Origin of the sequence: Mycobacterium sp. Marseille-P9652, from assembly GCF_902652685.1 — a bacterium.
GTDB lineage: Bacteria > Actinomycetota > Actinomycetes > Mycobacteriales > Mycobacteriaceae > Mycobacterium.
The window spans coordinates 92,223-117,577 of sequence record NZ_CACRUY010000009.1 but is presented as its reverse complement, the minus strand read 5'-3'; the positions used below and the strand labels follow the sequence as shown (position 1 = coordinate 117,577).

Genomic DNA, 25,355 nt, shown 5'->3' with positions numbered 1-25,355 from the left:
GCTGGATAAGGTCAAGTGATGCCGACCAACGACAGCGCTTCAGAACCAGGCGCAGCTGGTAACCATCGACCCAAGCTGGCCACCATCTGGCCCGGGACCCCTTATCCGCTCGGCGCCTCGTATGACGGCGCGGGCACAAACTTTTCGCTGTTCTCCGAGATCGCCGAACGGGTCGAGCTGTGCCTGATCGACCGACACGGGGAGGAAGCACGGATCCGCCTGGAAGAGGTCGACGGATACGTCTGGCACGCCTACCTGCCGAACGTCGTCCCCGGCCAGCGCTACGGATTTCGGGTCTACGGGCCGTGGGACCCGGCGGCCGGCCACCGGTGCGACCCCAGCAAGCTGCTGTTGGACCCCTACGGCAAGGCCTTTCACGGCGACTTCCAGTTCGGGCAGGCCCTGTACTCCTACGACCTGAAGGCCGTCAATCCGGACGATCCGAACGGTGGGGCCGACCCGGGGACGCCGCCGATGGTCGACTCGCTGGGTCACACGATGACCAGCGTGGTGAGCAGCCCCTTTTTCGACTGGGGCTCCGACCGCTCTCCGCTGATCCCCTACCACGAAACGGTCATCTACGAAGCCCACGTCAAGGGCATGACGCAGAACCATCCCGGCATCCCGGAGGAACTGCGCGGCACCTACGCGGGCCTGGCCCACCCGCTGGTCATCGAGCACCTCAAGTCGCTCAACGTCACGGCCCTCGAGCTGATGCCCGTCCACCAGTTCATGCACGACTCCAGGCTGCTGGACCTGGGCCTGCGAAACTATTGGGGCTACAACACTTTTGGCTTCTTCGCCCCGCACAACCAGTACGCGGCCAACCGCACCGCCAGCGTCGCGGAGTTCAAGTCCATGGTGCGCACGCTGCACGAGGCCGGCATCGAGGTGATCCTCGACGTCGTCTACAACCACACGGCCGAGGGCAACCACCTGGGCCCGACGATCAACTTCCGCGGCATCGACAACGCCGCGTACTACCGCCTCGTCGACACCGACCTGCGGTTGTACAAGGACTACACCGGCACCGGCAACAGCCTCAACGCGCGGCACCCGCACGTGCTGCAGCTGATCATGGACTCGCTGCGCTACTGGGTGACCGAGATGCATGTCGACGGCTTCCGCTTCGACCTCGCCGCGACGCTGGCCCGCGAGCTGCACGACGTCGACCGGCTGAGCGCGTTTTTCGACCTGGTCCAGCAGGACCCGATCGTGAGCCAGGTGAAGTTGATCGCCGAGCCGTGGGACGTCGGCGAGGGCGGCTACCAGGTGGGGAATTTCCCGGGTTTGTGGACCGAGTGGAACGGGAAGTATCGCGATACTGTGCGTGACTACTGGCGGGGCGAACCCGCAACCCTCGGCGAGTTCGCGTCCCGGCTAACCGGGTCGTCGGACCTGTACGAGGCGACGGGCCGGCGGCCCAGCGCCAGCATCAACTTCGTCACGGCCCACGACGGCTTCACGCTGAACGACCTGGTCTCGTACAACGAGAAGCACAACATGGCCAACGGCGAGGACAACCGGGACGGGGAGAGCCACAACCGCTCGTGGAACTGTGGCGTCGAGGGCCCCACCGACGACCCCGACATCCTGGCTCTGCGCCGGCGCCAGATGCGCAACTTCTGGGTAACCCTGATGGTGAGCCAGGGCACGCCGATGATCGCCCACGGCGACGAGTTGGGCCGCACCCAGAACGGCAACAACAACGTGTACTGCCAGGACTCCGAATTGGCTTGGATGGACTGGTCGTTGGTCGATAAGAACGCCGACCTGCTGGCATTCGCCCGGAAGGTCACCACCCTGCGCAGAAAACATCCGGTGTTTCGCCGGCGCCGGTTCTTCGAGGGTGAGCCGATCCGAACCGGCGACGAAGTGCGCGACATCGCCTGGTTGACGCCCGGGGGCCAGGAGATGACGCATGAGGACTGGGGCAAGAGCTTTCACAAATGTGTGGCGGTGTTCCTCAACGGCGAAGCCATCACCGCCCCGAACGCCCGCGGGGAGCGGGTGGTCGACGATTCGTTTCTGTTGTGCTTCAACGCCGATGACCAACAGGTGTTCGTGATGCCGCATGCCGACTACGCGCAGGAGTGGACCGTGGAACTGGACACCAATGATCCGATCGGCGCAGGTGGCCGGGTCGTCAAAGCCGATGAGCAGGTAGTCGTGCCGTCAAGGTCACTGCTCGTTTTGCGTAAGACGTTGTGACGCATGGCCTTACCGATACTTTCCACCTACCGGTTACAGCTGCGCGGGGAGGCGAGCGGGTTCGCGTTCACCTTCGCTGACGCCGAAAAAATGCTCGACTACCTCGGCACCCTCGGAGTGTCGCACCTGTACCTGTCGCCGATCATGACGGCGGCGTCCGGTTCGAATCACGGGTACGACGTCACCGACCCGACCACCGTGTCCCCCGAACTGGGCGGCCGCGAGGGGCTGGAGCGGCTGTCCGCGGCGGCGCGCGAGCGCGGCCTCGGGGTGATCGTCGACATCGTGCCCAACCACGTGGGCGTCGACCAGCCACAGCAGAACGCGTGGTGGTGGGATGTGTTGCGCCACGGCCGTTCCTCGGAATACGCCACCTACTTCGACATCGACTGGGACCTCGACGACGACGGCCGGATCATCCTGCCGATCCTCGGCTCGGACGAGGATGTCGCCGACCTGAAGGTAAACGGGGACCTCCTGCGACTGGGCGATCTGGCCTTGCCGATCGCGCCCGGAACGTCCGAGGGCACGGGCCCGGAGGTGCACGACCGCCAGCACTACCGGATGGTGGGCTGGCGCAACGGGGTCTGCGGTTACCGTCGTTTCTTCTCGATCACCTCGCTGGCCGGTCTGCGTCAGGAGGACCGTGCCGTCTTCGAGGCCACCCACGCCGAGGTGGCGCGATGGTTCGCCGAGGGACTCGTCGACGGGATCCGCATCGACCACCCCGACGGATTGTCCGATCCCTGCGGGTATCTGGCGTGGTTGCGCGGGTTGGTGGGGCCGGACGCCTGGATCGTCATCGAGAAGATCCTGGGCGTCGACGAGGCGCTGGAGCCCACCCTGCCGGTGGACGGAACCACCGGCTACGACGTGTTGAGGGAAGTGGGCGGCGTCTTCGTCGACCCGCAGGGGGCGCCGGCGCTCACGGCGCTGGTCGAGTCGGCGGGTGTGGACTACGAGGCGACGCCAGAGATGCTGGCGGAGCTGAAGATTCGCTCGGCAACCGACACGCTGGGCAGCGAGCTGCGCCGGCTGCGGCGCGCCGTCGTGGCGGCGGCCGGCGCCGACGACCCGCTGCTGCCCGACGCGGTGGCCGCGCTGCTCACCCACATCGACGTCTACCGCAGCGACTATCCGGGGCTGGCCGCCGTCATGCCGGCCGCGATGGCCGAAACACAGGCGGCCTCACCGGAACTGGCGTCCGCCCTGCAGGTTCTCGCCGCGGCGCTCGCCCGCGGTGGAGAGCCGGCGACCCGCCTGCAGCAGTTGTGCGGCGCGGTGACTGCCAAGTCGGTCGAGGACTGCTACTTCTACCGCGACGCCCGCCTGGTGTCGCTGAACGAGGTCGGCGGCGAACCGCACCGCTTCGGCGTCGGCGCGGCGGAATTCCACCAGAGCGCGGCCACCCGCGCCCGGATGTGGCCGCAGACGATGACGACACTGACCACCCACGACACCAAGCGCGGCGAGGACGTGCGGGCGCGGATCGGCGTGCTCTCGCAGGTGCCCTCGCTGTGGACCGAGTTCGTCGCACGCTGGGAGATCGCCGCGCCCTCGCCGGACCCGGCGACCGCACAGTTCCTGCTGCAGAACATCTTCGGCGTCTGGCCCGTCAGCGGAGAGGTCACCGACGAACTGCGTGACCGGCTGCACGCTTACGCCGAGAAGGCGATCCGGGAGGCAGCCTGGCACACAACGTGGAACGATCCCGACACCGACTTCGAGGACGCGGTGCACAAGTGGCTGGACACGGTGCTCGACGGCCCGGTGGCCGGCCAGCTCACCGAGTTGGTCGGGCAGCTCAACCCGCACGCGGCCAGCGACGCGCTCGGCCAGAAGCTCCTCGCGCTCACCGTGCCCGGGGTTCCCGACGTCTACCAGGGCACCGAACTGTGGGACGACAGCCTGGTGGACCCGGACAACCGCCGGGCCGTGGACTACGCCGCCCGGCGCGCGGCCCTGTCGACCCTGGAACACCCCAAGATGCGGGTGGTCACCACGGCGCTGCGGCTGCGGCGCGCGCATCCAGAAACCTTCAGGCAGGGCGGCTACCTTCCGGTGCTCGCCGACGGCGAGGCCAGCGAGCATGTCATCGCCTTCCGGCGCGGTGACGACGTCGTCGTCGCGGTGACGCGCTGGACCGTGCGCCTCAAGGAGAAGGGCTGGGGCAACACCGTCCTCCCCCTACCCCCCGGCACCTGGAAGGACGCGCTCACCGGCGCCATCGCGGACGGACCGACGTCGGCCGCACAACTGTTCGCCGACCTTCCCGTCGTCCTACTGGAGCGCCACCATGACTGAATTCCGGGTCTGGGCACCCAAACCCGAGCTCGTGCGCCTCGACGTCGACGGCCAGGTGCACCCGATGACGCGGTCGGATGACGGTTGGTGGCATGCGGACGTGGACACCGCACCGGACGCGCGCTACGGATACCTGCTCGACGACGATCCGACGGTGCTGCCCGACCCGCGGTCGCCCCGCCAGCCCGACGGAGTGCACGAGCGCTCCCAGTTGTGGGACCCCGGTCGGGTGGCGTGGACCGACGGTGACTGGGCCGGGCGCCCGGTCGACGGCGCGGTGATCTACGAACTGCACCTGGGCACCTTCACCCCGCAGGGCACGTTCGACTCAGCCATCGAAAAGCTCGACTATCTGGTCGATCTCGGGGTCGACTTCGTCGAGCTGATGCCGGTGAACTCCTTCGCGGGCACCCACGGCTGGGGATACGACGGCGTGCTGTGGTATAGCGTCCACGAACCCTACGGCGGTCCCGACGGGCTGGTCCGGTTCGTCGACGCCTGCCACGCCCGCGGGCTCGGCGTGCTGATCGACGCGGTGTTCAATCACCTTGGGCCGTCGGGCAATTACCTACCCAAGTTCGGCCCCTACCTCTCCTCCGGCAGCAACCCCTGGGGCGAGGGCATCAACATCGCCGACGCCTACTCCGACGAGGTGCGCCGCTACATCATCGGCTGCGCGCTGCGTTGGATGCGCGACTTCCACGCCGACGGCCTGCGACTCGACGCCGTGCACGCGCTGGTGGACACCACGGCGATCCACATCCTGGAGGAGCTGGCCACCGAAACCGATTGGCTGTCAGAAGAACTGGGCCGCCCGCTGTCGCTGGTCGCCGAGAGCGACCTCAACGACCCACGACTGATCACCGGACGGGACCGTGGCGGCTACGGGCTGACGGCGCAATGGGCCGACGACATCCACCATGCGATTCACACCGCGGTGTCGGGTGAGCGCCAGGGCTACTACGCCGACTTCGGCTCCCTGGCGGCGCTGGCGCAGACGCTGCGCCACGGGTATTTCCATGCCGGCACCTACTCGTCGTTCCGGCACCGCCGCCACGGGCGGCCGCTCGACGTCGCGAGCATCCCGGCCACCAGGCTGGTCGCCTACACCTGCACGCACGACCAGGTGGGCAACCGCGCGCTCGGCGACCGGCCCTCGCAGAACCTGACCGCCGGCCAGTGCGCCGTGAAGGCAGCGCTCGCGCTCGGAACCCCCTTCACCGCAATGCTGTTCATGGGTGAGGAGTACGCGGCGTCGACGCCCTTCCAGTTCTTCAGCTCGCATCCCGAGCCCGAACTGGCCAAGGCCACCGCCGAGGGACGCAAGGCCGAGTTCGCCGAGCACGGATGGGACGCCGACGACATCCCGGACCCGCAGGACCCGGAGACCTTCCAGCGCTCCAAGCTGAAGTGGGACGAGGTCGGCACCGGTGACCACGCCCGCCTGCTCCAGTTCTACCGCGACCTGATCGCCCTGCGGCGCAGCGACCCCGACATGGCCGACCCGTGGCTGGGCGACCTGACCGTCGATTACGACGAAGACGAGCGGTGGATCGTCGTGTCCCGCGGCGCGGTCCGCATCGTGTGCAACCTGGGCGAGGACCCGGTGAAGGTGCCGGTGAGCGGTGACGTGGTGCTCGCGTGGGGGGAGCCGGCCGTCGACGCCGACAGCACGGTTCTGGAGGGCCATTCGGTCGCGGTCCTGCGCTGAGCGCGCCGGCCGCCGCTTGGGTACAGTGGAGCCATCACTTAAATGGGCTAACTAACGCGGGGCCGCGCGGGAAGGGGTTCGTCGATGGCCCGCACCGAGAACGACACCTGGGATCTGGCGTCCAGCGTCGGCGCGACGGCAACCGCCGTCGCCGCTTCCCGGGCGATGGCGTCCCAGGGGCCCGATCCGTTGCTGAACGACCCGTGGGCCGATCCGCTCGTGCGCGCGGTGGGCATCGACACCTTCGTCAAGCTGATCGACGGCGAACTCGGCCCCGGCAACGATCCCCTGCTGAGCCGCCGGGCGATGAACGAGCAGATCACGGTGCGCACCCGGTTCTTCGACGACTTCTTCGTGCGGGCAACGGCTTCCGGCATCCGCCAGGCCGTCATCCTGGCCTCCGGGCTGGACACCCGCGCCTACCGGCTGCCGTGGCCCGCCGGCACCGTGGTGTACGAGATCGATCAACCGGAGGTCATCGAGTTCAAGACGCGGACCCTCGCCGGTCTCGGGGCCGAACCCGCTGCGGAGCGGCGCACCGTGGCCGTCGACCTGCGCGACGACTGGCCGGCGGCGCTCACCGACGCCGGATTCGACGCCGCCGAGCCGACCGCCTGGAGCGCCGAGGGCCTGCTGGTCTACCTGCCTCCCGAGGCGCAGGACCGGCTGTTCGACAACATCATGGGCCTGTCGGCGCCGGGCAGCCGGATCGCCACCGAGCACATGGACATGCGCCGCATCCCGGAGGACTGGGCCGAGCGGCTCACCGAGCGGTCGCGGCGCATCGGCTCCAACATCAACCTGGCAGAGCTGTTCTACACCGGCGACCGCAACACCGCCGCGGACTACCTCGCGGCCCACGGCTGGCGGCAGGACATCCGGACCACCGAACAGGCCTACGCCGCCAACGGTTTCGGGGTGCCGCAAGACGAGTTTGCCTCGTTCGGCGACGCCTTCGGTTACCTGACGGCGTACCTCGACTAATTGGGCGGTCGAAACCCTCGTCATCGCCCTTCCGGCTACGGGCGGCGGCTCCGCGAGCGCCCGAAAGCCGGAGGCGTCGGGCCGTCGAAGACCCAGCCGAGCCCGGCACGCCGAAGCGCGCTTGCCGCGAGGAGCGAACCGGCGACCCCGGCGATGAGTCCGACCGCGACGAGCGTCGCCGTCGACTGAACCCCGAGCTTGACGAGAACGATTCGTGATCCCGAAGCCATCACGATGTGGATCAGGAAGATGTCGAGGGACCGGCGACCGCAGAGTCCCAGGAACAATGACGCCCATTCCCCCCGGGCACACAGCAGCACGGCGAATGACATCAGCACCGAGAGAGCAACGCCGAGCGCGACGGTCGACACCGTGCGCTCGGACCAACATGTCGTCGGAGGTGTCGGCCGCAGGTGCACGGCCACCGCCACGCCGGCCGAAAACAGGCCGCCGCCGGCCAACCCGGCGGCCAGCGAGGGCAGCGACGCCAACGCCGACCGGAGCCGACGCACACCGCACACCATCCCGCCGACGAAGAACACCACCAGGCCGAGTCCCTGGGTGCCGATCACCCCGTCGTCGAGGCCCCAGAAGGCGACGCTGAGGATCGCCGACGCAGCCAGGATCCAGGGACCCCGTGTGGACCGCCACGGCCGCATCGGCACCAGAACCAGCGTGGCCAGCACGAGGAACGGCAAGTACCACAACTGGCCCTTCGGAGCCCACAGCTCGAGCAGGAAGCCAACGGAGCCCGGATGGTTGACGATTCCCGCGGCCCAGATCTGGATGACCCCTTGCAGCTGGGACCACAGCACGTACACGAATATCAACCGAAAGGACCGCTCGTACAGGTACGCCGGCAGGGACCGTTTGGCCACCGCGTCCCTCACGAAAACCCCTCCGAGAAAGGCGAATACAGAGAGACCCCAAAGACTGAGCACCCGGTCCATTGCAGGGAACCAGTCGCCGCGGCCCAGCAGGTGTGCGGCGTCGAGTCCCCGCAGCACGTGCACGAGGACGACCGAGACGATGGCGATACCACGGGCGACGTCGACGCTCGCGTCCCGCTCCGGCTTGGTTGCCCTCCCGGGGACTTTGTCCCGTGTCACGCCGGTACTCTTCAGAGTCATTCCATCAACGCCTTCGCGGCCGGTTTCGGAGTAAAATCGTTTCGCACCACGCCGAAGTTCTGCTCGATGTCGTGCGGGTCGGTGCCCTCGTCGCGAAGCTCGTAGTAGATCAGCGGCCCCGCCCAGTCCCACTGCCGGACCTGGCGGCGGGCCGCCACGATGCTCTCGGCCTGTTCCCCGGGAGACAGCGCGGCGGAGTCGCGACCGGTGGCCGCGCCGAACTCGGTGATCCAGATCTTCTTCCCGGAGTCGCCATGCCGGACCATGAGGTCGCGCAGCTTCGGCAGATCGTTGAATCCCCCCGTGAAGCCGCGCGGTTCCGCCATCGGTAACCACGGGAAGCTGTAGGGGTGAATGGCGACCGCGTCGGCGAGTCGCGCGGCACCGTTCGCGTAGAGCCGCTCGAGAAAGGTTCGCTGAGAGAGCCTTTCACCGTCGGTTGCGTCGGTCCCCCGGGTGAGCCCCCCCGTCAGCAGGGTGGCACCCGGGTCCGCGGCGCGAACCGCGCCGGCCGCGGCCCGGAACAACTCTCCGTAGGCATCCGGATCCGGCCGGGGCTGCCAGAAGTCGCCGGAATTGGGCTCGTTCCAGATCTCCCAGGTACGCACGCCGAGGGACGCATAACGCGTGGCCGCGGCATGCGCGAACTCGGCGTAGTCGGAAAAACGTTGCGGCGGACTGTGACTCGTCGTGCCCGGGGCGCGTGCCCAGTCGGGTGTGTAGTCGAGGATGGCGACGACGTTCATCCGTCGCAGCGACGCCTCGTGTACCACGCGATCCGCGTAGGCCCAGTCGAACCGTCCGCGCTCACCTTCGATCCCCGACCAGTCGAAATCCGCCCTGACCCACGTGACCTTCATCGCCGCCAGCAGGTCGAATTCGCGGCTGATGGTCGCGGCGTCGCCGTCGACGATGTTGATGCACATGCCGAGCTGAACGGGGCCGAGTGGTGTCCAGTGCGACAGGGCGAGGGCGGCGATCAGTCCGACGGGCACGACCAGCCACGCGAGGGCTAGTCGTGCGTGCCGCGGGAAACGCCGCCCGAACCTCAACTCGCGGATCCCTCCGCCAAAGCGCGGGTCACCACGTCGGCGATCCGAACCGGTTGGCCCGGGGCGGGATCCGTCCGGTAGTCGCGCAGCGGCCGCTCGAGCGCGGCCCGCAACGCCGCCACGTCGTTGGACCGGAACGTCGAGTGGCATGCACCCGAGACGCGGGCGGCCTCGACGAGGCCGGGCCTGTCGGCGATCAGCACCGGGACACCGGCGCGCGCCGCTTCGGCGACCACCAGCCCGAACGGCTCCAACCACACCGAGGGGACAACGAGCACGTCGATCTCGTCGAAGAACCGGGTGTGATCGACGTGGCCCCGCCACTCCACCTGGCTCGGCGCGCGGCCTCTGAGCCGGTCGACGAAAGAGGGGTCGCCCTCGCCCGCCACGATCAGGCGCCTGTCGGTGCGCTCGATCGCGGCCAGGAGAACGTCCACGCCCTTGGCATCGGTCACCCGACCCAGGTAACCGACCGTCGACGGCACACCTGTGGCGCGGGGCGCGTCGGTGGAATCCACGCTTGCGGCCGCCGCGGTCGGGTGCACGACCACCGCGTCGGTGAAGTCGGCGAGGCCTCGTCGCCCGTGCTCTGCCAGCACTGCCCTTGACACGCCGACGATCTGGCCCCCCGGCCAGCGTCGGCGGCTCGCGCCAACCCGCGGAGCGCACGGCCGGCAGACGCGGTCGCAGACCGCGCCGTTCCACAGAGTTGTCGAGTTGCACAGCAGGCCGTAGTCGTGGACGACATGCACGAGCGGGATGCCGCGCTCCGCGGCGACCACCCACGGCGCATACCCCCAGCCCCGCAGGTTGTGGCTGATGACGACGTCGGGGCGCACTTCGTCGAGGATGCGATCGACGCGTGAGCGGGCGGACAAAGAAAGGGTGTCGACCGCGTGCCACAGCGCGCGCCGGGCGAATCCGCGCCGCCGGCCGTCGAAGGGCCAGAACATGTTTGGGATCGCGTGCGCCGACACCTCGCCCGAACCACGGCCACGCGGCCGGAGCCCGCGGTTGTGCACGAGAAAGCCGGCGTCTTCGAGCTGTTCGCCGAACGAGCCCACCACGCGCTCGGCGCCACCGTACCGGGCGGGTGGCACGAGCGAGGACAACTGCAGAATCACTCGCGCTTGCCGCAATGTCGCCTCCATCGGGTAGGGAACGGGATCGCTTGTCAGGACAGCGGTACGGCCCGCCGCCATGCCGCCCGTTCGCGCAGGAACTCCAACCCGACGGCCACGAACGACCCGAGCACCAATCCGGCGATCGCGCCCACCCCGGCATGAATGAGGAGATGCAGCCGCGACGATGGCCGCGGCACCACCGCCGGACCCACCGCCGTGACTTTGACGTTGCCGTTCTCGACGCGAGACACGGCCTGGCCGATCTGCGCCAGTGTGGCGTCCGCGATGCGGGCCGCCATCACCGGATCGTTGTACTCCACGCTCACGTCCAGAATGGCCTTGTCTGCCGAACTCTTCGAGGTCACGCGTCCGGTGAGCGTCAACGGCGTTTCGTCGAGGTGCAGCCCGTTTACGACCGGGGTCAGCACCGGGGTGGTCTTGCCCAGCTGCGCGTAGCTGGTCATCCGGTCCAGGATGTACTGGGAGCCGTTGGCCATCGCGTACGGCGTCCTGGTTTCCGGCGAAGCGACCGAGAACAACCCCTCGGCGGTCGCCTTGTACATCGGCGGATTGAACACGGCGAAGATCGCCCCCATCGCCGCCATCGCCCCGGTGATGGCGGCGATGATGAGCCACCTGTGCATCATGGCCCGCAGCGCGGTATCGACTCTCATGCCACTCCCCTCGTCCGAACGACGTCCGCCGCGCGACGGCTGGCTTCGCGCACCCTGCGGGTGAGCTTGGTGTCGTCCCTGGTGCGGTGCAGCCTCGCCTCGTGGTAGTGGTCGAGCGCCAGGCTGGCGTGGGTGAAACCGCCGTACAGCCAACGGGATCGGCGGTCGGGACGCACGATCGCGAAATCGTGATAGGTGGTGATCGTCGAACTCCAGCGGTTTTTCGCGACCCCGGGCCCGGTTGAGAGGTTGAGCGCGGTCCGCCTCAGCGAGACCGCATCCTCCAGCGCGTTGTAGATCAGCATCGTGTTGAGGCTGAAGTCCCAGTAGCGGGGGTCCAGGCCACTGACGGACACGTAGTCGGTGCGGCCGTCGGACAGCACGAGTTGGGCCGCCACAGGCTCTGAGGCGTGCTCGGCCACGTAGATGCGGGCGAGCCCGTATTCGGCGAAGTGTTGCACCGTGTCGGCCAGGAATGCGCTTTCCATCCCGCCGAGGATGTCGGCGTGCTCCACCTTGCCCGGCATCGCGGCGCGCATGCGGTGCAGCTCCACGAGTTTGGGCACCGTCGCGTCGAGTTCTGCGACGTCCGAGGCGCTCCGAAAAGTCATCGAGCCGAGCTTCGCCGAGCGGTTGCGGCTACGGCGGATCGATTCCCGCACGTTGCGCTTGAGCCGCGACTTGAGGCCGGCCACATCGGTCGGCAGGTCGTCGAAGACGACACACGGACGTGTCTTGATGTGCCGAAGCATCGCGTTGGCATGGTCGTCCAGCCATTGCGGCACCAACCAGCCCTGGGTAGGCCCGAGGGAAAGGTGCGCCCAGTTCCAGCCTTCCAGCGATTCGAGGTGGTGGAGCACCGCCCGCATGACGTCACTCGTGCGCTCGGGCCGGGCGAGCACCTGGACAACCTCGGTCAGGGCCTGGTGGCGCCCCGTGCCCAGGGGCTGTAGGCAGGTGGCGCCGACCCCGGCCACGCCCCTGTGGCGCCGGTAGAGCGGCGCGAAGCCGATGAGCGAGTCGCTCTGTGCGTGGTCCCGCACCGCGACGCACTCCAGGTCGGCCTCGGGTACGTAGTACTTCGCCCACGTCTCGGCCCATGCCGGGTGTTCGAACGGCGAGCCGGGCGCCGCATCCTCGTGCAGGCCGGCCCACTCCTTGCGGATCGCGGCCAGCTCGTCGAATCGGCGAACCGCGGTGACCTCGATCCGCCCGTTCATCGCGGTCCTCCCGCGAGGGCCGGCGTCGCCGAAATGGCCTGCGGCGGAGAGCTCTCCGGCCTCAGGGCCGCGGCGCGGAAGGTTTGGGCGAGGAAACGAGAAACCGCCCAGCCCAACGCCAGCACGTTGTCCAGCGTCCGCCAGCGCATGATCGGGGCGTCCAGGCTACGGCGGATCCGCACGTTGTTGCGGTAGTAGCTCCACCAGGACACCTCCGCGCTGATTCCCGTGCAGTCGAAGTCACAGAGGAAATCGGCGAGGGGCAGGGGCGGCGACGCGGCGGCGGCACGCATGATCAGCAACTGATCGGCCGCCAGGCCGAACTCCTCGTCGTACCCACCCAACTCCCAGAACAGGTCGCGCCGTATCGCGCTGGCCTGGTGCGGGATCGGGCGCTGCATGATCGCGGAGTTGAACATCTTGAAGGGGACGAACCCGAGGGTGGAGTGCACACCCCCGTCCGGACCCACCACGCGAGCGAGGCCGTACATCCACCCCGGACGACGGTCACCGCATTCATCGATCGCGGCCGCGACGCGCGTCAGGACCCCGGCGTCGCCGAAGACGTCGCCGGCATGCATGAACCACAGGTACTCGCCGCGGGCCAGGCGGGCACCCTTGTTCATCGCGTCGTAGCGGCCGCGGTCCGGCTCGCTCACCCAGGTCCCGTCGAAGCCGGCCGCCAGCCACTCCCGGGAGCCGTCGGTCGAGCCGCCATCGATGACGATGTGTTCGAAGTCGCAATAGAATTGGGACCGTAGCGATTCGACCGTGCGCTGCAGACCTTCCAGGTTCTGGAAGGTGATCGTCACGATGCTGTATAGCGGTTTCGCCACCAGCTCTCCTTCATGATCGTGCTGTCGTGTCCGGTTGGGAGCGTCCCGCCGTCGGAGTGGGACGTGCCAGCGCGCGGTCCTGCCTTCGACTTCTGAAACAGGCGGCGGTATTCGGGTGGGAGGACAAGCGCGGGGTTGTCCTTGCGCAATTCGACGAGGAGCTCGAACTGCTCACGGATGCGACGCTGGCGCGCCGGCCGGCGGGCGAGGGCCCGGATCATCTCGGCCGCCGATGGGGCGTCATCGAACTGCCAGTCGTCGGGCAGCATCGAATGGTAGGCGGCGTTGCGCCGCATCACTACCGGAAGCCCGGCCTGCATGGCGTCGATCGCCGCGATCGGCAGGGCGGCCTCCCATCCCGCCGTGTGCAGGTACACGGTCTGGCTCGCCATCGCGGCCGGGACCTGCTCTACCGGTAGCCAGCCGGTCACCGACACACCGGCCGATTCCAGGGCGTCGCGCGCATTGCCGGCCCCATCGCCAACCCAGGTGGCGTGAACGTCACCGGCGTCGGCGAGCATCGTCACGATCCGGACGAACAGGCCCGGATCCTTCTGTGGGGCAACCCTTCCCACCGTCACGATCCGCATCGCGGCCGCGTCCGCGCCGGGCATGGAACCGAAGGCCGAGGTCGCCGGCGCCGGGGAGAAGGAGTTCAGCAGGTGAACCACGTCGGCCCTCGACGCCAGCCGCCTGGCGAGCCCGGCCTCGTGGGGACTCACGCACACGAACGCGCCCGTCCGTCGCGCAAGGAGAAACTCGACACCGTGAAAAGCCCACCTGCGCATCGGGGAAACGTCGCGCCGCTCGAATGCGAAGCAGTGGGGGCTGTAGACGATCGGCGTGTGCCCGAGGGCAAGCCGCAGCCGCCCCACCCCGCCGGCCATCGACGAATGCAGGTGAACGATGTCCGGGTTGTCCTCCTTGACCGCCGACCCGATCGCCCGCCACAGGTTCGCCAAGCCCGGACCGACGATGCGCGCCGCGGTGAACGGGGACGATCCGCCGAGTTCCGTCAGCAGGCCCGATCCGCGATCCTGTGCCAGCAGCATCGATTCGACGCCGTGGTCGCGGACGGCCCGGGCGTATCCGATGATCGCGGAGCCGGTTCCCGCCGAGAACGTCTCCGTGACGTGCAACACGCGCAACGGCACGCGCCTCCCGTCGTCGTGTGCGGGCTTGGCGCCCGCGAAGATTTTGTCGGCGGCGCCGGCCCACGTGAATCGGGCGGCGTTGCTTCGCGCGCGTGCGGCAAGCTCATGGCGAAGGTCGGTGCTGGAGAGGATCCGCCTGACCACTTCGACGCAGCGGTCCCAATCTCCCGGCGGGAAGCCGCATCCGCTCTCGCCGGCCACTTCGGTCAACGCGGAGCCCGTCGCATACACCGCGGGGCACCCCAGCCTGCCCGCCTCGACGATCGGCAGTCCGAAACCCTCGTAGCTGGACGCGGCCACGAGCACTCCGGCGGTGCCGTACAGCCGCCGCAGCTGCCGATCGTCGATGCGGCCGAGGAAACACACGGCGCTGGGGCGGTCCGGCGCGACGTCGCGGAATACCTGCTGGGCGCCCCCGACCACGACGACGGGCACGCCGCCGCCGGAAAGCGCACCGGCCGCGGCGATCACATTCTTGTGCGGAGCCAGGTTGCCGACGATCAGGGCGTACGACCCGGGAGCGAATGGGAGCGGGGTGCCCGCATCCGCGAGGGGCCGGGCGTCCACATGGTCGGCCCCGCAGGGGGCCAGCTCGAATCGGCGTTCCGGAACGCCCAACACGGAGGAGAGTTCCGTCCGGCTGAACGACGACACCGTGAAAAGCCGCGTCGCGGTTCGCGACAGCACCGTGTACATGAAGCGGTACCAGACGATGAAGGCCAACCGGAACGTGCCCGGGCAGCGAAACGGCATGGCGTCGTGCATGACCACGGTCTGCTTGCGCTTGAGAAGCGGGGCGGGCCCGGCAAGCGAATACAGGTGCGCTCCCCGGGACAGCCACGGCAACGCCAGTTGCTCGAACAGCTGGCCCCGAAGGCGGGACCGGACGATCCGGAAGCGCCCCGCCCAGGGCGGTTCCGTCGCATCCCGCGGCACGATCAGCGTCACGTGTGGCGCGATCGGCGTGGCGCTGACGGCGCGCATCACCCCCGTCGCGTACCGCTGCGTACCGGACGCGGGCTGCGCTAGCCACTTGCCGTTGACGCACACCGAAACGCTGCGCCCGCCGTTCACCGTCACGGGACCAACTCCGCGACGGTGTGGCCGGACTGTGGCTGCGACACGTCTTCCCGCCCGGTCGATCTCGGGAGGCGTCGCACCGCCGGATAACTGAGTAAGGCCGCCGGGCACGCCCACGTCAGCCAGTCGGTGAAGTCGAGCGGCCAGGGCCGCTCGGTCAGCGACAGCATGAAGACCGGCAGCAGCACGCACCCGATGACCAGGCTGTAGCCGCGCCGGGACTGCCAGATCAGCACGCCCAGCGCGGCAAGGTACAGAACGAGGCCCAGGAGCCCGGTCGAGAACAACACCTGCAGCCATTGATTGTGAACGGAGTACGACGCGGACGGGTCGATCATCCCGCTGTCGCGCACGTGCTGCCATCCGTACATCCCGGTTCCGTGGATCAGGGTGGCCGGGTCGGTGAGGGCCTCCCGCGCCATGATCCACAACGCGGCCCGTCCGTGGTAGGCGTCCGGGTCGGTGGTCAGGAACGGTGTCACGAAGCCGATCACGGCCATCGCGCCAAGCCCGGCGTACAGCAATGCGTTGCGTACCGGTGCCGCGGCGTTTCCCCTTCGGACGTTGGGTCGAAACACAAGCAGGGCAAGGAAAGTGACGGCGGCGGCGGTCATGCCCGAGCGGCCGCCGGTCATGAGGGCGAGACACAGGATGTAGCCGCTGAGGGCAGGACCCTCCCACGAGCCGAAACCCAGGTAGACGAACGGCATCGCCAGCGCGAGATACATTGCCAGGGCGTTCTCGTTCTCCATGGTGCCCCGGAAGTCGAAGTCGAACAGCCCGCATTTGTCCGACGTGAAAGTGCCCACGCTGCAGGAGAAGACACTGAAGTCTCGCTGGATCAGGAACGTGAAGCCGCTCGCAATCGCGGCGATCGTGCACGCCGTGCCGACGCCGATGTGAATTCCCAATCCCCGCGGCGCCACCGTGCATGCGAGGACGACAGTCAGGAAGACCAGCGAGAAGGGCCGGAAGGGGTTGTCGCCGTGCAGCAACGCCGACTCCGCCGAAACGACTTCGATCAGCATGAAAAGCACTGCGGGAAGGTTGATCAGCGTACCGCGCCGCTTGAGCATCACCACGAAGACTGCGGTGGCGCTGACGGCCAGCAGCACCAGGATCAACCGGTTGGCTTGGTGTGCCAGGTCCGGCTTGACCCAGGTCACGGTCTTGTAGGCGTTGCGCACCTTGGTCCATTTGCCGAGGTAGGTCACGGCCACCTCGACCAGGCTGGTGGTCGTCACGATGATCACGGCGCCGAACGTCGCGGTGCGCGACCACTCCCCCGCCGCTCGGATTTTCCGCAGCCCGCTGAACAGGATCAGAACGGCCACCACGCTGAGGGTGACCATGACCGCGGTGGTGATCGAGTCAGCCACGGGGTGCCTTCCCGGGCGCCTCGGCGCGGGGTGACGCGATCCGGTTCGCGACCACCGCCCCGGGCACCAGCTGACAGGCGGCCACGGTGATCGCCGAGGCCCACACGGGACCGGACGGGCCCCAGGATCCGGCCAGGACCCACGAAAGCGGAAGGTTCACGAGAACGAGAACGACGACGCAGACCGCCTGGAAGCGCAGCTGTTCCGGCGAGATCAGCATGATGCCGGAGGTGAGGTGCAGCGACTGCACCACCAGCAGCGCGGCGAACGCGAGAAGCATGGACCACCCCGGGCGTGCGGTCCCCGCGCTCATCCATACGACGACAACGGGGCTCAGCGCCACAAAGCAGCCCGCGGCGACCACCCCGGCGCCACCGAGGATCTTCAGTCCCGTCAGCCAGCTCCTCCGAAGTGCGTCGACGGCCAGGTTGTCGGCCGCGAAGTGAGGCCACAGCGCCAGTCCCGCAACGGAGATGACCGACCACAGCGGCGCGTAGAGCTGGGCCACGTAGGAATAGCCGGACAGCGCCACCGGGGCGACGCGGTGCGCGAGCACGATGCGGTCCGACTGCAGCGCCAGCGGCAGCCCGATCATCACGACGAACATCGGTGCGGCAGTTGCGGATATCGCAGCACCCGGGAATCGCCTCGGGCGCAGCACCTTGCGCAGCAGCCCGCCCATGATCCGCTTGTCGGTGTGCCGGGCCCGCATGGCCGACAGGACATAGCCGAGCAGCAAACCGACCGGAATCGGCAGCGCGTACGCCAGCGGCGGGGCGTGCATCAGGTACAGCGCGGCCGTCATCGCGAGGGACGCCGGGCCGGAAACCCCGCCCAGGACAACGGCTTCGTGCAGTCGCCCACTCCCCCGGAGCACGTCCGCCCCGAGGGCAAAGGGTATCGAAACGCTGAACGCCGACAGCGCCAGCACGGCAGCGAGATTGGCCCCGTCGCCGACGCCGCCGTGCATGCCCAGCAGCGCCGGCCAGACTCCGGCCAGGCCGAGGACGACGGCGAGCAAGCCCAGCACGACGGCGGCCGCCAGGGTGGTGCGGATAGCCGTGAGCATGGTCCGCCGAAACTGCTCGGTCGCCGACGGCGAGTCGTGCGCTTGCGTTCGTCCGGTGGCGACTGCCGCGCCCGCGCCGAGGTCCGCAAACATCAGGAGCTGACTCAGCGTCGCCACGAGCATCACGACACCGAACTGATCGATACCCACGGCGAGTGTCGTCAGCCGCGCGACCACCAGCCCGCAGACCGCGCTTACGGGGAGCACCACCAAGCGCGCGCCGCCCGAGGTCAGTATCAGCCGCCAGATAGGTTGCGGCTCAACGCTCTCCACGCCGCCATGGGCTTCACCAGGCAGGACGGTCGGCAGGGTCTTCGTCGTCATTGGCCCGGCCGCCGGGGGAACTCACGTCCATCGCCGATGCGGAGCACCATGACGTCGCCGTCGACGCGGCGCTCCGGCTTCGCTTCCGGGCGGGCCGGCGGCTCGAAGGAGGGTGCCAATTCCTGGCGTGGACGTGGCCGGGAGGGCCGGACGGGTGGCCTCCGATACCCTCTGGCCGCGCCCTTCTGGTGTCTGCCGCCGTAGCGCGACCGGATGACGTAGTAGGCGGCCCCGCCCAGGCCCACTCCGCCGAGCAGCCCGATCAACGTCTTGACCAGGGCGCCGTTGCCTTCCGGTGCGTCCGGAACGATCGCCGGCTGCACCGGCACCAGCTGAATCGGTGAATGCGGGCCGCCGCCCGCCTCCAGCGTGGCTACCGAGCGCACCAGGTTCGCCATGACGGCGTCGGCCATCCGCGCCGCGGTGTGCGGGTCGCGATCCGTAGCGGTGACCCAGAGCATCACGCCGCCGGTGGTGGTCACCTTCACGTCCGGGGCGGCGCCGTCACCGAGGTGAAGGTCGCGCATCGCTCCCTGGATTACCTGCGGCGACGTCGCGAGCTGCGCATAACTTTGCACGCGCTGCAACGCGAACTGCGAGCTCCCGAACGGGTCATTGCTGTTCGGATCGTCGACCGGGAGGGCCGTCATGCTGACGAAGGCAGCCGACTCCGCCTCGTAGGTCGGCGTCGTCGCGGCCGTCGCCGCCAGGCCCCCGAGCAGCCCGATGGCGCCGCAGAAGGGAACGACCAGCCAAATCTTGGGTCCGCGTCGGACATTTCGTCGGGCGGTCCCCTGGCGAAGTTGCAGTTCGCCGCGGGAGGCGGACGCGCCGTCCGTCACGAGTTGATGCCGGCCCCCCTCCTCTGCGTGAAGGGGCGCCGCATCTTCGGCCGCTTGCGGAGGCGCCTGGGCGTCGGCGGCGGGGGACTTGCCGAGCCGCGTCTGGGCCCATTCGCTGGTGGAAAGGCCAAGCGCTTGGGGCACACCCAGTCGCGCGCCCTCGTCCACCTGACGCCAGACGCCCGAGACGATCTGATCGAGCCCCTTGGTGAATTCTTCGGCTTCCTCGGGATTCATGGATTCCGCCGTTCCCCGTCACGTGGATGGTTACGAAGCGCCGAGGGCATTCTTTTCCTCCAGCCGTGGTTGCGGCTCCCAGCGCCGGTGGGAACGCAGGGCCGTCACCGCCCCGCCGTCAGCTCTCTGCGGCTGCCGATCGGTCTCATCGCGCGCGGCCTGGGCGTGGGCGGCCCGGCAGTCGGCGTCCACCATGAGCCGGGCCAGGTCGTGCATGTAGACCTGCGGCTTCCAGCCGAGCAGCGCCTCCGCCTTGGAGGCGTCACCGACGAGGGAGTCCACTTCGGCGGGCCGCACGTAGCGCTGGTCGAACTTGACGTACTTCTCCCAGTCGAGCCCCGCATGCTCGAACGCGACCCTGACGAAATCGCGCACCGTGTACGACGTCCCGGTCGCGAGCACATAGTCATCGGGCTCCGGTGCCTGCAACATCCTCCACATGCCGTCGACGTAGTCCTTGGCATAGCCCCAGTCCCGAGCCGCATCCAGGTTGCCCAGGTACAGCTCCCTGTCGAGGCCCGCCTTGATGCGCCCGACGGCACGCGTGATCTTGCGAGTGACGAAAGTCTCTCCCCTGCGCGGTGATTCGTGATTGAAAAGAATCCCGTTGACCGCGTACATGCCGTACGCCTCGCGGTAGTTGCGGGCCATCCAGTAGCCGTACACCTTGGCGACGCCGTACGGACTGCGGGGATGGAACGGGCTCAGCTCGTTCTGCGGCGGTGGCGTCGCGCCGAACATCTCCGAGCTCGAGGCCTGATAGAAGCGACAGTCCAGCCCGATCATGCGGATCGCCTCCAGCAGCCGAGTGGTGCCGACACCCGTCGTGTCGCCAGTGAACTCCGGCTCGTCGAAGCTCACCCGCACATGCGACTGCGCCGCAAGGTGATACACCTCGTCGGGACGGACCTTCTCGAGGAGCGTGACGAGCCGTGAGCCGTCGGTCAGGTCTCCGTAGTGCAGGAAGAGGCGCGCCCCGTCCTCGTGCGGATCGGTGTAGAGATGCTCGATCCGCGACGTGGTGAACGTGGAGGCTCGCCGGATCACACCGTGGACCTCGTAGCCCTTCTCGAGCAGTAGCTCCGCCAGATAAGAGCCGTCTTGACCAGTGATTCCGGTGATCAGAGCCTTCTTCATGCGCGCCTCCCCGGCTCCTGGGCCGCAGCTCGGCCGATCGTTGTTGCACAGCGTTTTTCGGGTCGTCCGGCGATCGTCACGACGCTCATCGACGCACCGCCTCGAGCCGGGCGCCCTCGTGATGCTCGAGGAACCAGCGGTAGGTGCTCTCCAGGCCCGATCGCAGGCCGATGGTCGGCCGCCAGCCCAGATCGCTGATCCGTGACACGTCGAGCAACTTCCGCGGGGTTCCGTCCGGGCGGGTTCGGTCCTGGACGATCCGGCCCCCGAACCCGACGACCTCGGCGACCAGTTCGGCCAGCTCGCGGATGCTGATGTCCTGTCCCGAGCCGACATTGATGATCTCGGGCGCGTCATAGGAGTCCAACAGGCACACAACGGCCCGGCCCAGGTCGTCGGAATGCAGGAACTCGCGGCGCGGCGTTCCGCTCCCCCACAGCTCGACTTCGTCGCGTCCTTCTTGCGCGGCCTCGTGGAAGCGGCGGATCAACCCCGGCAAGACGTGCGAGCCCTCGCGGTCGAAGTTGTCCCCGGGCCCATAGAGATTCGTCGGCATCGCCGAGATCCACGCCATGCCGTACTGACGGCGAACCGCGGCGACCTGCGTCAGCCCGGCGATCTTCGCCACCGCGTACGCGTCGTTGGTCGGCTCCAAATCGCCGGTCATCAGGCTGGATTCCTTGATCGGTTGCTCGGCGTGTTTGGGGTAGATGCACGACGAGCCGAGGAACAGCAGCCGGCCGACGCCCGCGGCCAGCGCGGCGTCCAAGACATTGACCTGGATCCGCAGGTTGTCGGACAGGAAGTCGACGGGGCGCGCGCTGTTGGCGACGATCCCGCCGACGCGCGCCGCCGCCACGACGACGACGTCCGGACGCACCGACCGCACGTAGGAGAAGGCGGCGTCTCGCTCCCGCAGATCCACCTCACGCGACGACACACCGAACATGTTGCGAAAGCCGGCATCACGCATGGCGCGCCAGATTGCCGATCCGGCAAGTCCCTTATGTCCGGCGACATACACCCGCGCGTCTCGCGGAATCGGTTGCGTATCAACCACGGCCATCCGCCCCTTTCGGCGTCGATCGGTTTCGCGCATCCTCGCCTCCCATCACCGGCCCCCGCGGAAGACGACCTCGGTGAAGGTCCGCAGGACGATCTTCATGTCCAGCCACAGGGACCAGTTCTCGATGTAGAAGTTGTCGTATCGGGCCCGGTCGGCGATCGAGGTGTTCCCCCGCAGCCCGCTGACCTGTGCGAGGCCGGTGAGCCCGGCCTGGACCCGGTGCCGGTGGGCGTACCGGTCGAACTGCGCGGAGAATTGCTCGACGAAGTGCGGTCGCTCGGGACGCGGACCGACCAGCGTCATGTCTCCCCGGATGATGTTCCACAGCTGAGGCAGCTCGTCGATCGAGGTGCGGCGGAGGAACCGGCCGACCGGGCCCACGCGGGGATCGGTGGCCACCGACCAGGTCGTGTCCGACTCCGCCTTGTCGGCCGGCTTCATCGTGCGGAATTTGAGCACTTCGAAGCGCTTCGCGTTTCGTCCGATCCTGGTCTGCCGGAACAGGATCCCGGGGCCGCCTTCGATGCGCACCGCGACCGCCGCCACCACCATCAACGGCCCCGCCAGCACCGCGGCCGTCAGCGCGATGACGATGTCGAACATTCGCTTGATCAGCCGCGACGGCCCGCGCAGGTTGGGCGTGCGGATCCGCATCACCGGAATGGAGCCGATGTGGTCCGCCATTCCGGTCTGCGTGTGGAAGTGATGCATGCGCGGGACGATCAGCAGGTCGGTCCGGTGACACGCGGGCGTGCGCACGGCATCAAGGAGCACGCGTTCCTGGAAGTTGCCGTCGGCGATCAGCAGCACGTCGGCGGACGTCGCCTTGACCGCCGCGTCGAGTTCGCGCAGCGTGCCGAGGCGCGGCACCTCCGCCTGGGCATGGTGGTCGTCGCCGTCGTCGACGAAACCGTGTACCGCCAGGCCGTATTCGCGATGCTCGCCGAGGATCTTGGCCAGTTCGGCCGCCAGCGGGCCACCACCGATGCAGACGGTGTGGTGCCTGGTGATTCCCGAACGTCGGCCCAGCGCGATCAACTGCGTGGTGATGACCCGTCCGCCCACCACAAGCAGGATTGCCAGGCAGGCCGTGTCGAGGAACATCAGCACGGCCTCCTTCTGGTGAAGCAGGGCGATGATGAGGGCGACGGCAGCCGCGGCGGTCAGCAATCGCGCCACGATGGTGGGCAGTTCGTCGAGGACGCTCAGGTGCAGCCGCGCGCGATACCTGCCGCCGCCCGAGAGCAGAAACAGGCCCAAGACGGCCATCACCAACACCGCATGAATCTGGTACGGCCGCCACACGATTGGGAGAGCCATCATCGCGAAATCCATGGGCGGCACGCACATCCATGCCCGGACACGGCTGAGTAGCCATACGCCCCGCCGAAGGTCGCGATCCCGGTGCGCCGCGGGAGCGTCCGTTGCCGCCGTGTCGACGACTTGCAGGCGCCCATTCCACGTTCGACCGCGGGAACCGCCAGCGACCCCGCGAGGATTCAGGACCGTACTCAGTCCGGCCTCCGGCACATCGAGGGCTTCGGGCCGCGTCATGGTGCCCGACCGACCCGAGTTGGATCCGCAGCCGCCACGGTCATCACCGGTGCCCTCCACGGTGAGACCCGACCGCGGCGGAAGTCGATGGACGGCACGCCGTCGTTGCTTGTGGTAACGAGCCGCTGATTGCGGTCATGGAAAGCCCTCCCCCTGGTGCAATTCGAAAAACCTGTTGAGCTGCCGTCCGATCGGGACGGCCGGCTCCCGTTGTCACGCCTAGGCTGACGCGTTTCCGTTCGACGGCAGGTACACGATCGCGGGCTGGTATCCCGGCGGCGCGTGGCCATTCGTCGGGAAGCCGGCCGGGACCGGGTAGGCCGCGGCGGCGGGACCGGTTGCCGCGGGCCCGTATCCCGCCGCCGGCGGACGGGTCATGACGGCGGCGAGCGGCAGCCCGTACTTGCCCGCCTTACCGCCCGCTCCGGCTGCGGCCCCCGTTGACGGGCCGCCCAGCATCATGGGCAGACCCAGGCCGCCACCGATATTCGGGTCGACCGACGCGATCGGCATCATGGCCGGGAAACCGGTCAGCATCGCGGGCGACCCGGCCGCCGCCCACCCCCAACTCGCCGGGACCGACAGGCCGCCGACGGCGGCTGCCTGACCCAGGCCCTCCATTCCGCTCAGGCCGGTGAGGGCGCCGATTCCGTCGGCGGCCGCCGCACCGTCGGCCGCCGCGGCCTCGGCCCCGTCGGCCACCGCTGCGGCCGCCGTCTGCGGAGCGAAGCCCAGGAAGGTGCTCGGGTTGAACAGCGGGGCCAAGGCGTTGGTGGCCATGAACATCGCGAACAGCGATGCGTTGTCACCGTTTTGGCCCAGGAGCATCGTCGTCAGGCTGTCGCTGGACAGATTGCCCAGGAGTCCCCCGCCCGCGGCGGACGCATTGGGTGAGGCGAGGCCCTGCAGCGTCTCGGGTATCGACGAGACCAGTTCGGACAACGTCGACTGCGCACCACCGATCGACGTGCCGGCCGACTGAGCGCCGGCCGCCGTCTGCGCGGAGAGCCCGCCGGCGCTGGTCGTCTGCGGCGCCGCGGTGAACGGTGTGACGCTCGAGGTCAGCGCCGCCGAGTTCCCGGCATAGCTGTACATCGCCGTCGCATCCTGCGCCCACATCTCGGCGTATTCTGCTTCCGTCGCGGCTATCGCCGGTGTGTTGATGCCGAGGAAGTTGGTGGCGATGAGCGCCATCAGCTGGGCGCGGTTCGCGGCAATCACCGGCGGCGGCACCGTCATTGCGAACGCTGCGTCGAACGCGCCCGCCACCGCCCGCGCCTGCGCGCCCGCCAGTTCGGCCTGAGCTGCCGTCGCGGTCATCCACTCCACGTAGGACGTGGCAGCGGCATCCATGGCCGTCGCCGACGGCCCGATCCACGGCCCGCTGGTCAGCGACGATATCGCCGACCCGTAAGCCGAAGCCGCAGAACTCAATTCGGCCGCCAACGCGTCCCAGGCCGCCGCGGCGGTCAACATCGGGCCCGAACCCGGCCCAGCGTACATCCGCCCGGAGTTGAACTCCGGCGGGAAAGCCCCGTAATCCATGGCGAATGCGCGGACTAGGGGGTGATGACGGAGTCGGCGCGCTCGACGCACGCACGGGAACCCGCACCGGTTCCCCGCGAGCTGACGAGTCGTCGATCGACCCCGGCGGCATGTGTCCTCAACCGCTGGAATGGAACGGTCGCCGCGGCGAACCGCACGGCCGTGTGCGCCGCCTCGGCGGCGGCGTTAAACCGCTCGGCCGGTTGGCATTTCGCAGAAACATCCCGGTGGCCCGCGCAGCCGATGCCGCGCGGTCGCCCCGACCCGGATGAGGACACGGCTGCGCGTGTCATCACAAAAAACATCTATCCCCCCGAGAGAACCGGCCCGTGCGAGCCGATCTCGCTGCACTGCAATCCCGCCCGCTGATGGGTACCCGAAACCCGTCCGCTCGAACTTTACATACCTCCGGTCGGTTTGCAACCGCTCGAACCGACTTGCGGTTTCCGCAGATTGATGGGCCCGGGGAGTGCCCTGATGCGCCCGCTCGCAAATGCGGCCCGTCTTTGAGGGAACCGAGAAAGGGCTCGTCAACGACCTTTTCGAGTGGTCGAACGCCCACTCGGGCAACGGCGGTGAAAACGCCGTTCGCATTCGGATCGGGCGGTCACTAGAAACTGAGTATGGGCGTGTGCAGAATTGCGGATACGCCCCGACAAGACCGCGCACGCTTCTCGAGCGAAAGCGATCGTCTCCCATGGGCACCTCGACCACGCTGGGCC

Annotated in this window: 17 protein-coding genes and 1 pseudogene; 4 read left to right on the top strand and 14 right to left on the bottom strand. The window is 68.5% G+C overall.

The window, feature by feature from the left end:
• Window positions 1-18 precede the first annotated feature (18 nt).
• From glgX to GPY60_RS07835, 4 genes are all read left to right on the top strand, one after another.
• On the top strand, window positions 19-2,211 hold the full coding sequence (glgX, locus tag GPY60_RS07850) for a glycogen debranching protein GlgX (RefSeq protein ID WP_156687077.1): 2,193 nt from the start codon (window positions 19-21) through the stop codon (window positions 2,209-2,211).
• Between the two features lie 3 nt (window positions 2,212-2,214).
• Window positions 2,215-4,515 (top strand): malto-oligosyltrehalose synthase, encoded by a 2,301-nt coding sequence (treY, locus tag GPY60_RS07845; RefSeq protein WP_156687076.1) that lies wholly within the window; start codon window positions 2,215-2,217, stop codon window positions 4,513-4,515.
• Complete coding sequence (treZ, locus tag GPY60_RS07840) at window positions 4,508-6,226, top strand: malto-oligosyltrehalose trehalohydrolase (RefSeq protein ID WP_156687075.1); 1,719 nt, start codon at window positions 4,508-4,510, stop codon at window positions 6,224-6,226. Before treY ends, treZ begins: the two co-directional genes overlap by 8 nt.
• An 84-nt stretch (window positions 6,227-6,310) precedes the next feature.
• Complete coding sequence (locus GPY60_RS07835) at window positions 6,311-7,210, top strand: class I SAM-dependent methyltransferase (RefSeq protein ID WP_156687074.1); 900 nt, start codon at window positions 6,311-6,313, stop codon at window positions 7,208-7,210.
• 35 nt (window positions 7,211-7,245) lie between these two features.
• Here the strand turns inward: GPY60_RS07835 and GPY60_RS07830 are convergent, their stop codons facing one another.
• The 14 genes and pseudogenes from GPY60_RS07830 to GPY60_RS27515 form a co-directional block, all read right to left on the bottom strand.
• Window positions 7,246-8,319 carry an acyltransferase family protein gene (locus tag GPY60_RS07830; RefSeq protein ID WP_197283593.1) on the bottom strand — a complete coding sequence of 358 codons (1,074 nt, stop codon included), beginning with the start codon at window positions 8,317-8,319 and terminating at the stop codon, window positions 7,246-7,248.
• A 17-nt stretch (window positions 8,320-8,336) separates the two neighbouring features.
• Window positions 8,337-9,335 carry a cellulase family glycosylhydrolase gene (locus GPY60_RS07825; RefSeq protein WP_197283592.1) on the bottom strand — a complete coding sequence of 333 codons (999 nt, stop codon included), beginning with the start codon at window positions 9,333-9,335 and terminating at the stop codon, window positions 8,337-8,339.
• Window positions 9,336-9,388: 53 nt separating this feature from the next.
• On the bottom strand, window positions 9,389-10,531 hold the full coding sequence (locus GPY60_RS07820; RefSeq protein WP_231639453.1) for a glycosyltransferase: 1,143 nt from the start codon (window positions 10,529-10,531) through the stop codon (window positions 9,389-9,391).
• Window positions 10,532-10,566: 35 nt separating this feature from the next.
• Window positions 10,567-11,190: a YveK family protein gene (locus tag GPY60_RS07815; RefSeq protein ID WP_156687070.1), complete on the bottom strand. Its 624-nt coding sequence runs from the start codon at window positions 11,188-11,190 to the stop codon at window positions 10,567-10,569.
• Window positions 11,187-12,410 (bottom strand): GNAT family N-acetyltransferase, encoded by a 1,224-nt coding sequence (locus GPY60_RS07810; RefSeq protein ID WP_156687069.1) that lies wholly within the window; start codon window positions 12,408-12,410, stop codon window positions 11,187-11,189. The genes GPY60_RS07815 and GPY60_RS07810 overlap by 4 nt, the downstream gene beginning before the upstream one ends.
• Window positions 12,407-13,246 (bottom strand): glycosyltransferase family 2 protein, encoded by an 840-nt coding sequence (locus tag GPY60_RS07805; RefSeq protein ID WP_197283590.1) that lies wholly within the window; start codon window positions 13,244-13,246, stop codon window positions 12,407-12,409. Before GPY60_RS07805 ends, GPY60_RS07810 begins: the two co-directional genes overlap by 4 nt.
• Window positions 13,219-15,480, bottom strand: a complete 2,262-nt coding sequence (locus GPY60_RS07800) for a glycosyltransferase (RefSeq protein ID WP_197283589.1) — start codon at window positions 15,478-15,480, stop codon at window positions 13,219-13,221. Before GPY60_RS07800 ends, GPY60_RS07805 begins: the two co-directional genes overlap by 28 nt.
• The gene (locus GPY60_RS07795) at window positions 15,477-16,859 is read right to left on the bottom strand and encodes an O-antigen ligase family protein (protein ID WP_156687066.1); all 1,383 of its coding nucleotides are present in this window, start codon (window positions 16,857-16,859) and stop codon (window positions 15,477-15,479) included. Before GPY60_RS07795 ends, GPY60_RS07800 begins: the two co-directional genes overlap by 4 nt.
• Window positions 16,852-18,252, bottom strand: coding sequence for a lipopolysaccharide biosynthesis protein (locus tag GPY60_RS07790; RefSeq protein ID WP_156687065.1), 1,401 nt, complete (start codon window positions 18,250-18,252; stop codon window positions 16,852-16,854). The genes GPY60_RS07795 and GPY60_RS07790 overlap by 8 nt, the downstream gene beginning before the upstream one ends.
• On the bottom strand, window positions 18,249-19,331 hold the full coding sequence (locus tag GPY60_RS07785; RefSeq protein WP_156687064.1) for a hypothetical protein: 1,083 nt from the start codon (window positions 19,329-19,331) through the stop codon (window positions 18,249-18,251). The genes GPY60_RS07790 and GPY60_RS07785 overlap by 4 nt, the downstream gene beginning before the upstream one ends.
• Before the next feature lie 159 nt (window positions 19,332-19,490).
• Window positions 19,491-20,468, bottom strand: a pseudogene (gene gmd / locus GPY60_RS07780) (GDP-mannose 4,6-dehydratase); the annotation flags it as partial.
• 85 nt (window positions 20,469-20,553) lie between these two features.
• Window positions 20,554-21,534, bottom strand: coding sequence for a GDP-L-fucose synthase family protein (locus GPY60_RS07775; RefSeq protein ID WP_156687062.1), 981 nt, complete (start codon window positions 21,532-21,534; stop codon window positions 20,554-20,556).
• A gap of 45 nt (window positions 21,535-21,579) precedes the next feature.
• The gene (locus GPY60_RS07770) at window positions 21,580-22,857 is read right to left on the bottom strand and encodes a sugar transferase (RefSeq protein ID WP_231639451.1); all 1,278 of its coding nucleotides are present in this window, start codon (window positions 22,855-22,857) and stop codon (window positions 21,580-21,582) included.
• A gap of 450 nt (window positions 22,858-23,307) precedes the next feature.
• Entirely contained in the window at window positions 23,308-24,633 is a 1,326-nt protein-coding gene (locus GPY60_RS27515) for a PPE family protein (protein WP_156687060.1), read from the bottom strand.
• Between the last annotated feature and the right edge of the window lie 722 nt (window positions 24,634-25,355).

Bases quoted from the DNA above. Each gene is read 5' to 3' on its own strand.
- treZ (WP_156687075.1), top strand. From the start codon at position 4,508: ATGACTGAATTCCGGGTCTGGGCACCCAAACCCGAGCTCGTGCGCCTC.
- GPY60_RS07775 (WP_156687062.1), bottom strand. From the start codon at position 21,534: ATGGCCGTGGTTGATACGCAACCGATTCCGCGAGACGCGCGGGTGTAT.
- GPY60_RS27515 (WP_156687060.1), bottom strand. From the start codon at position 24,633: ATGGATTACGGGGCTTTCCCGCCGGAGTTCAACTCCGGGCGGATGTAC.
- GPY60_RS07790 (WP_156687065.1), bottom strand. From the start codon at position 18,252: ATGACGACGAAGACCCTGCCGACCGTCCTGCCTGGTGAAGCCCATGGC.
- glgX (WP_156687077.1), top strand. From the start codon at position 19: ATGCCGACCAACGACAGCGCTTCAGAACCAGGCGCAGCTGGTAACCAT.
- GPY60_RS07810 (WP_156687069.1), bottom strand. From the start codon at position 12,410: ATGAACGGGCGGATCGAGGTCACCGCGGTTCGCCGATTCGACGAGCTG.
- GPY60_RS07835 (WP_156687074.1), top strand. From the start codon at position 6,311: ATGGCCCGCACCGAGAACGACACCTGGGATCTGGCGTCCAGCGTCGGC.
- GPY60_RS07785 (WP_156687064.1), bottom strand. From the start codon at position 19,331: ATGAATCCCGAGGAAGCCGAAGAATTCACCAAGGGGCTCGATCAGATC.
- GPY60_RS07815 (WP_156687070.1), bottom strand. From the start codon at position 11,190: ATGAGAGTCGATACCGCGCTGCGGGCCATGATGCACAGGTGGCTCATC.
- GPY60_RS07770 (WP_231639451.1), bottom strand. From the start codon at position 22,857: ATGATGGCTCTCCCAATCGTGTGGCGGCCGTACCAGATTCATGCGGTG.
- treY (WP_156687076.1), top strand. From the start codon at position 2,215: ATGGCCTTACCGATACTTTCCACCTACCGGTTACAGCTGCGCGGGGAG.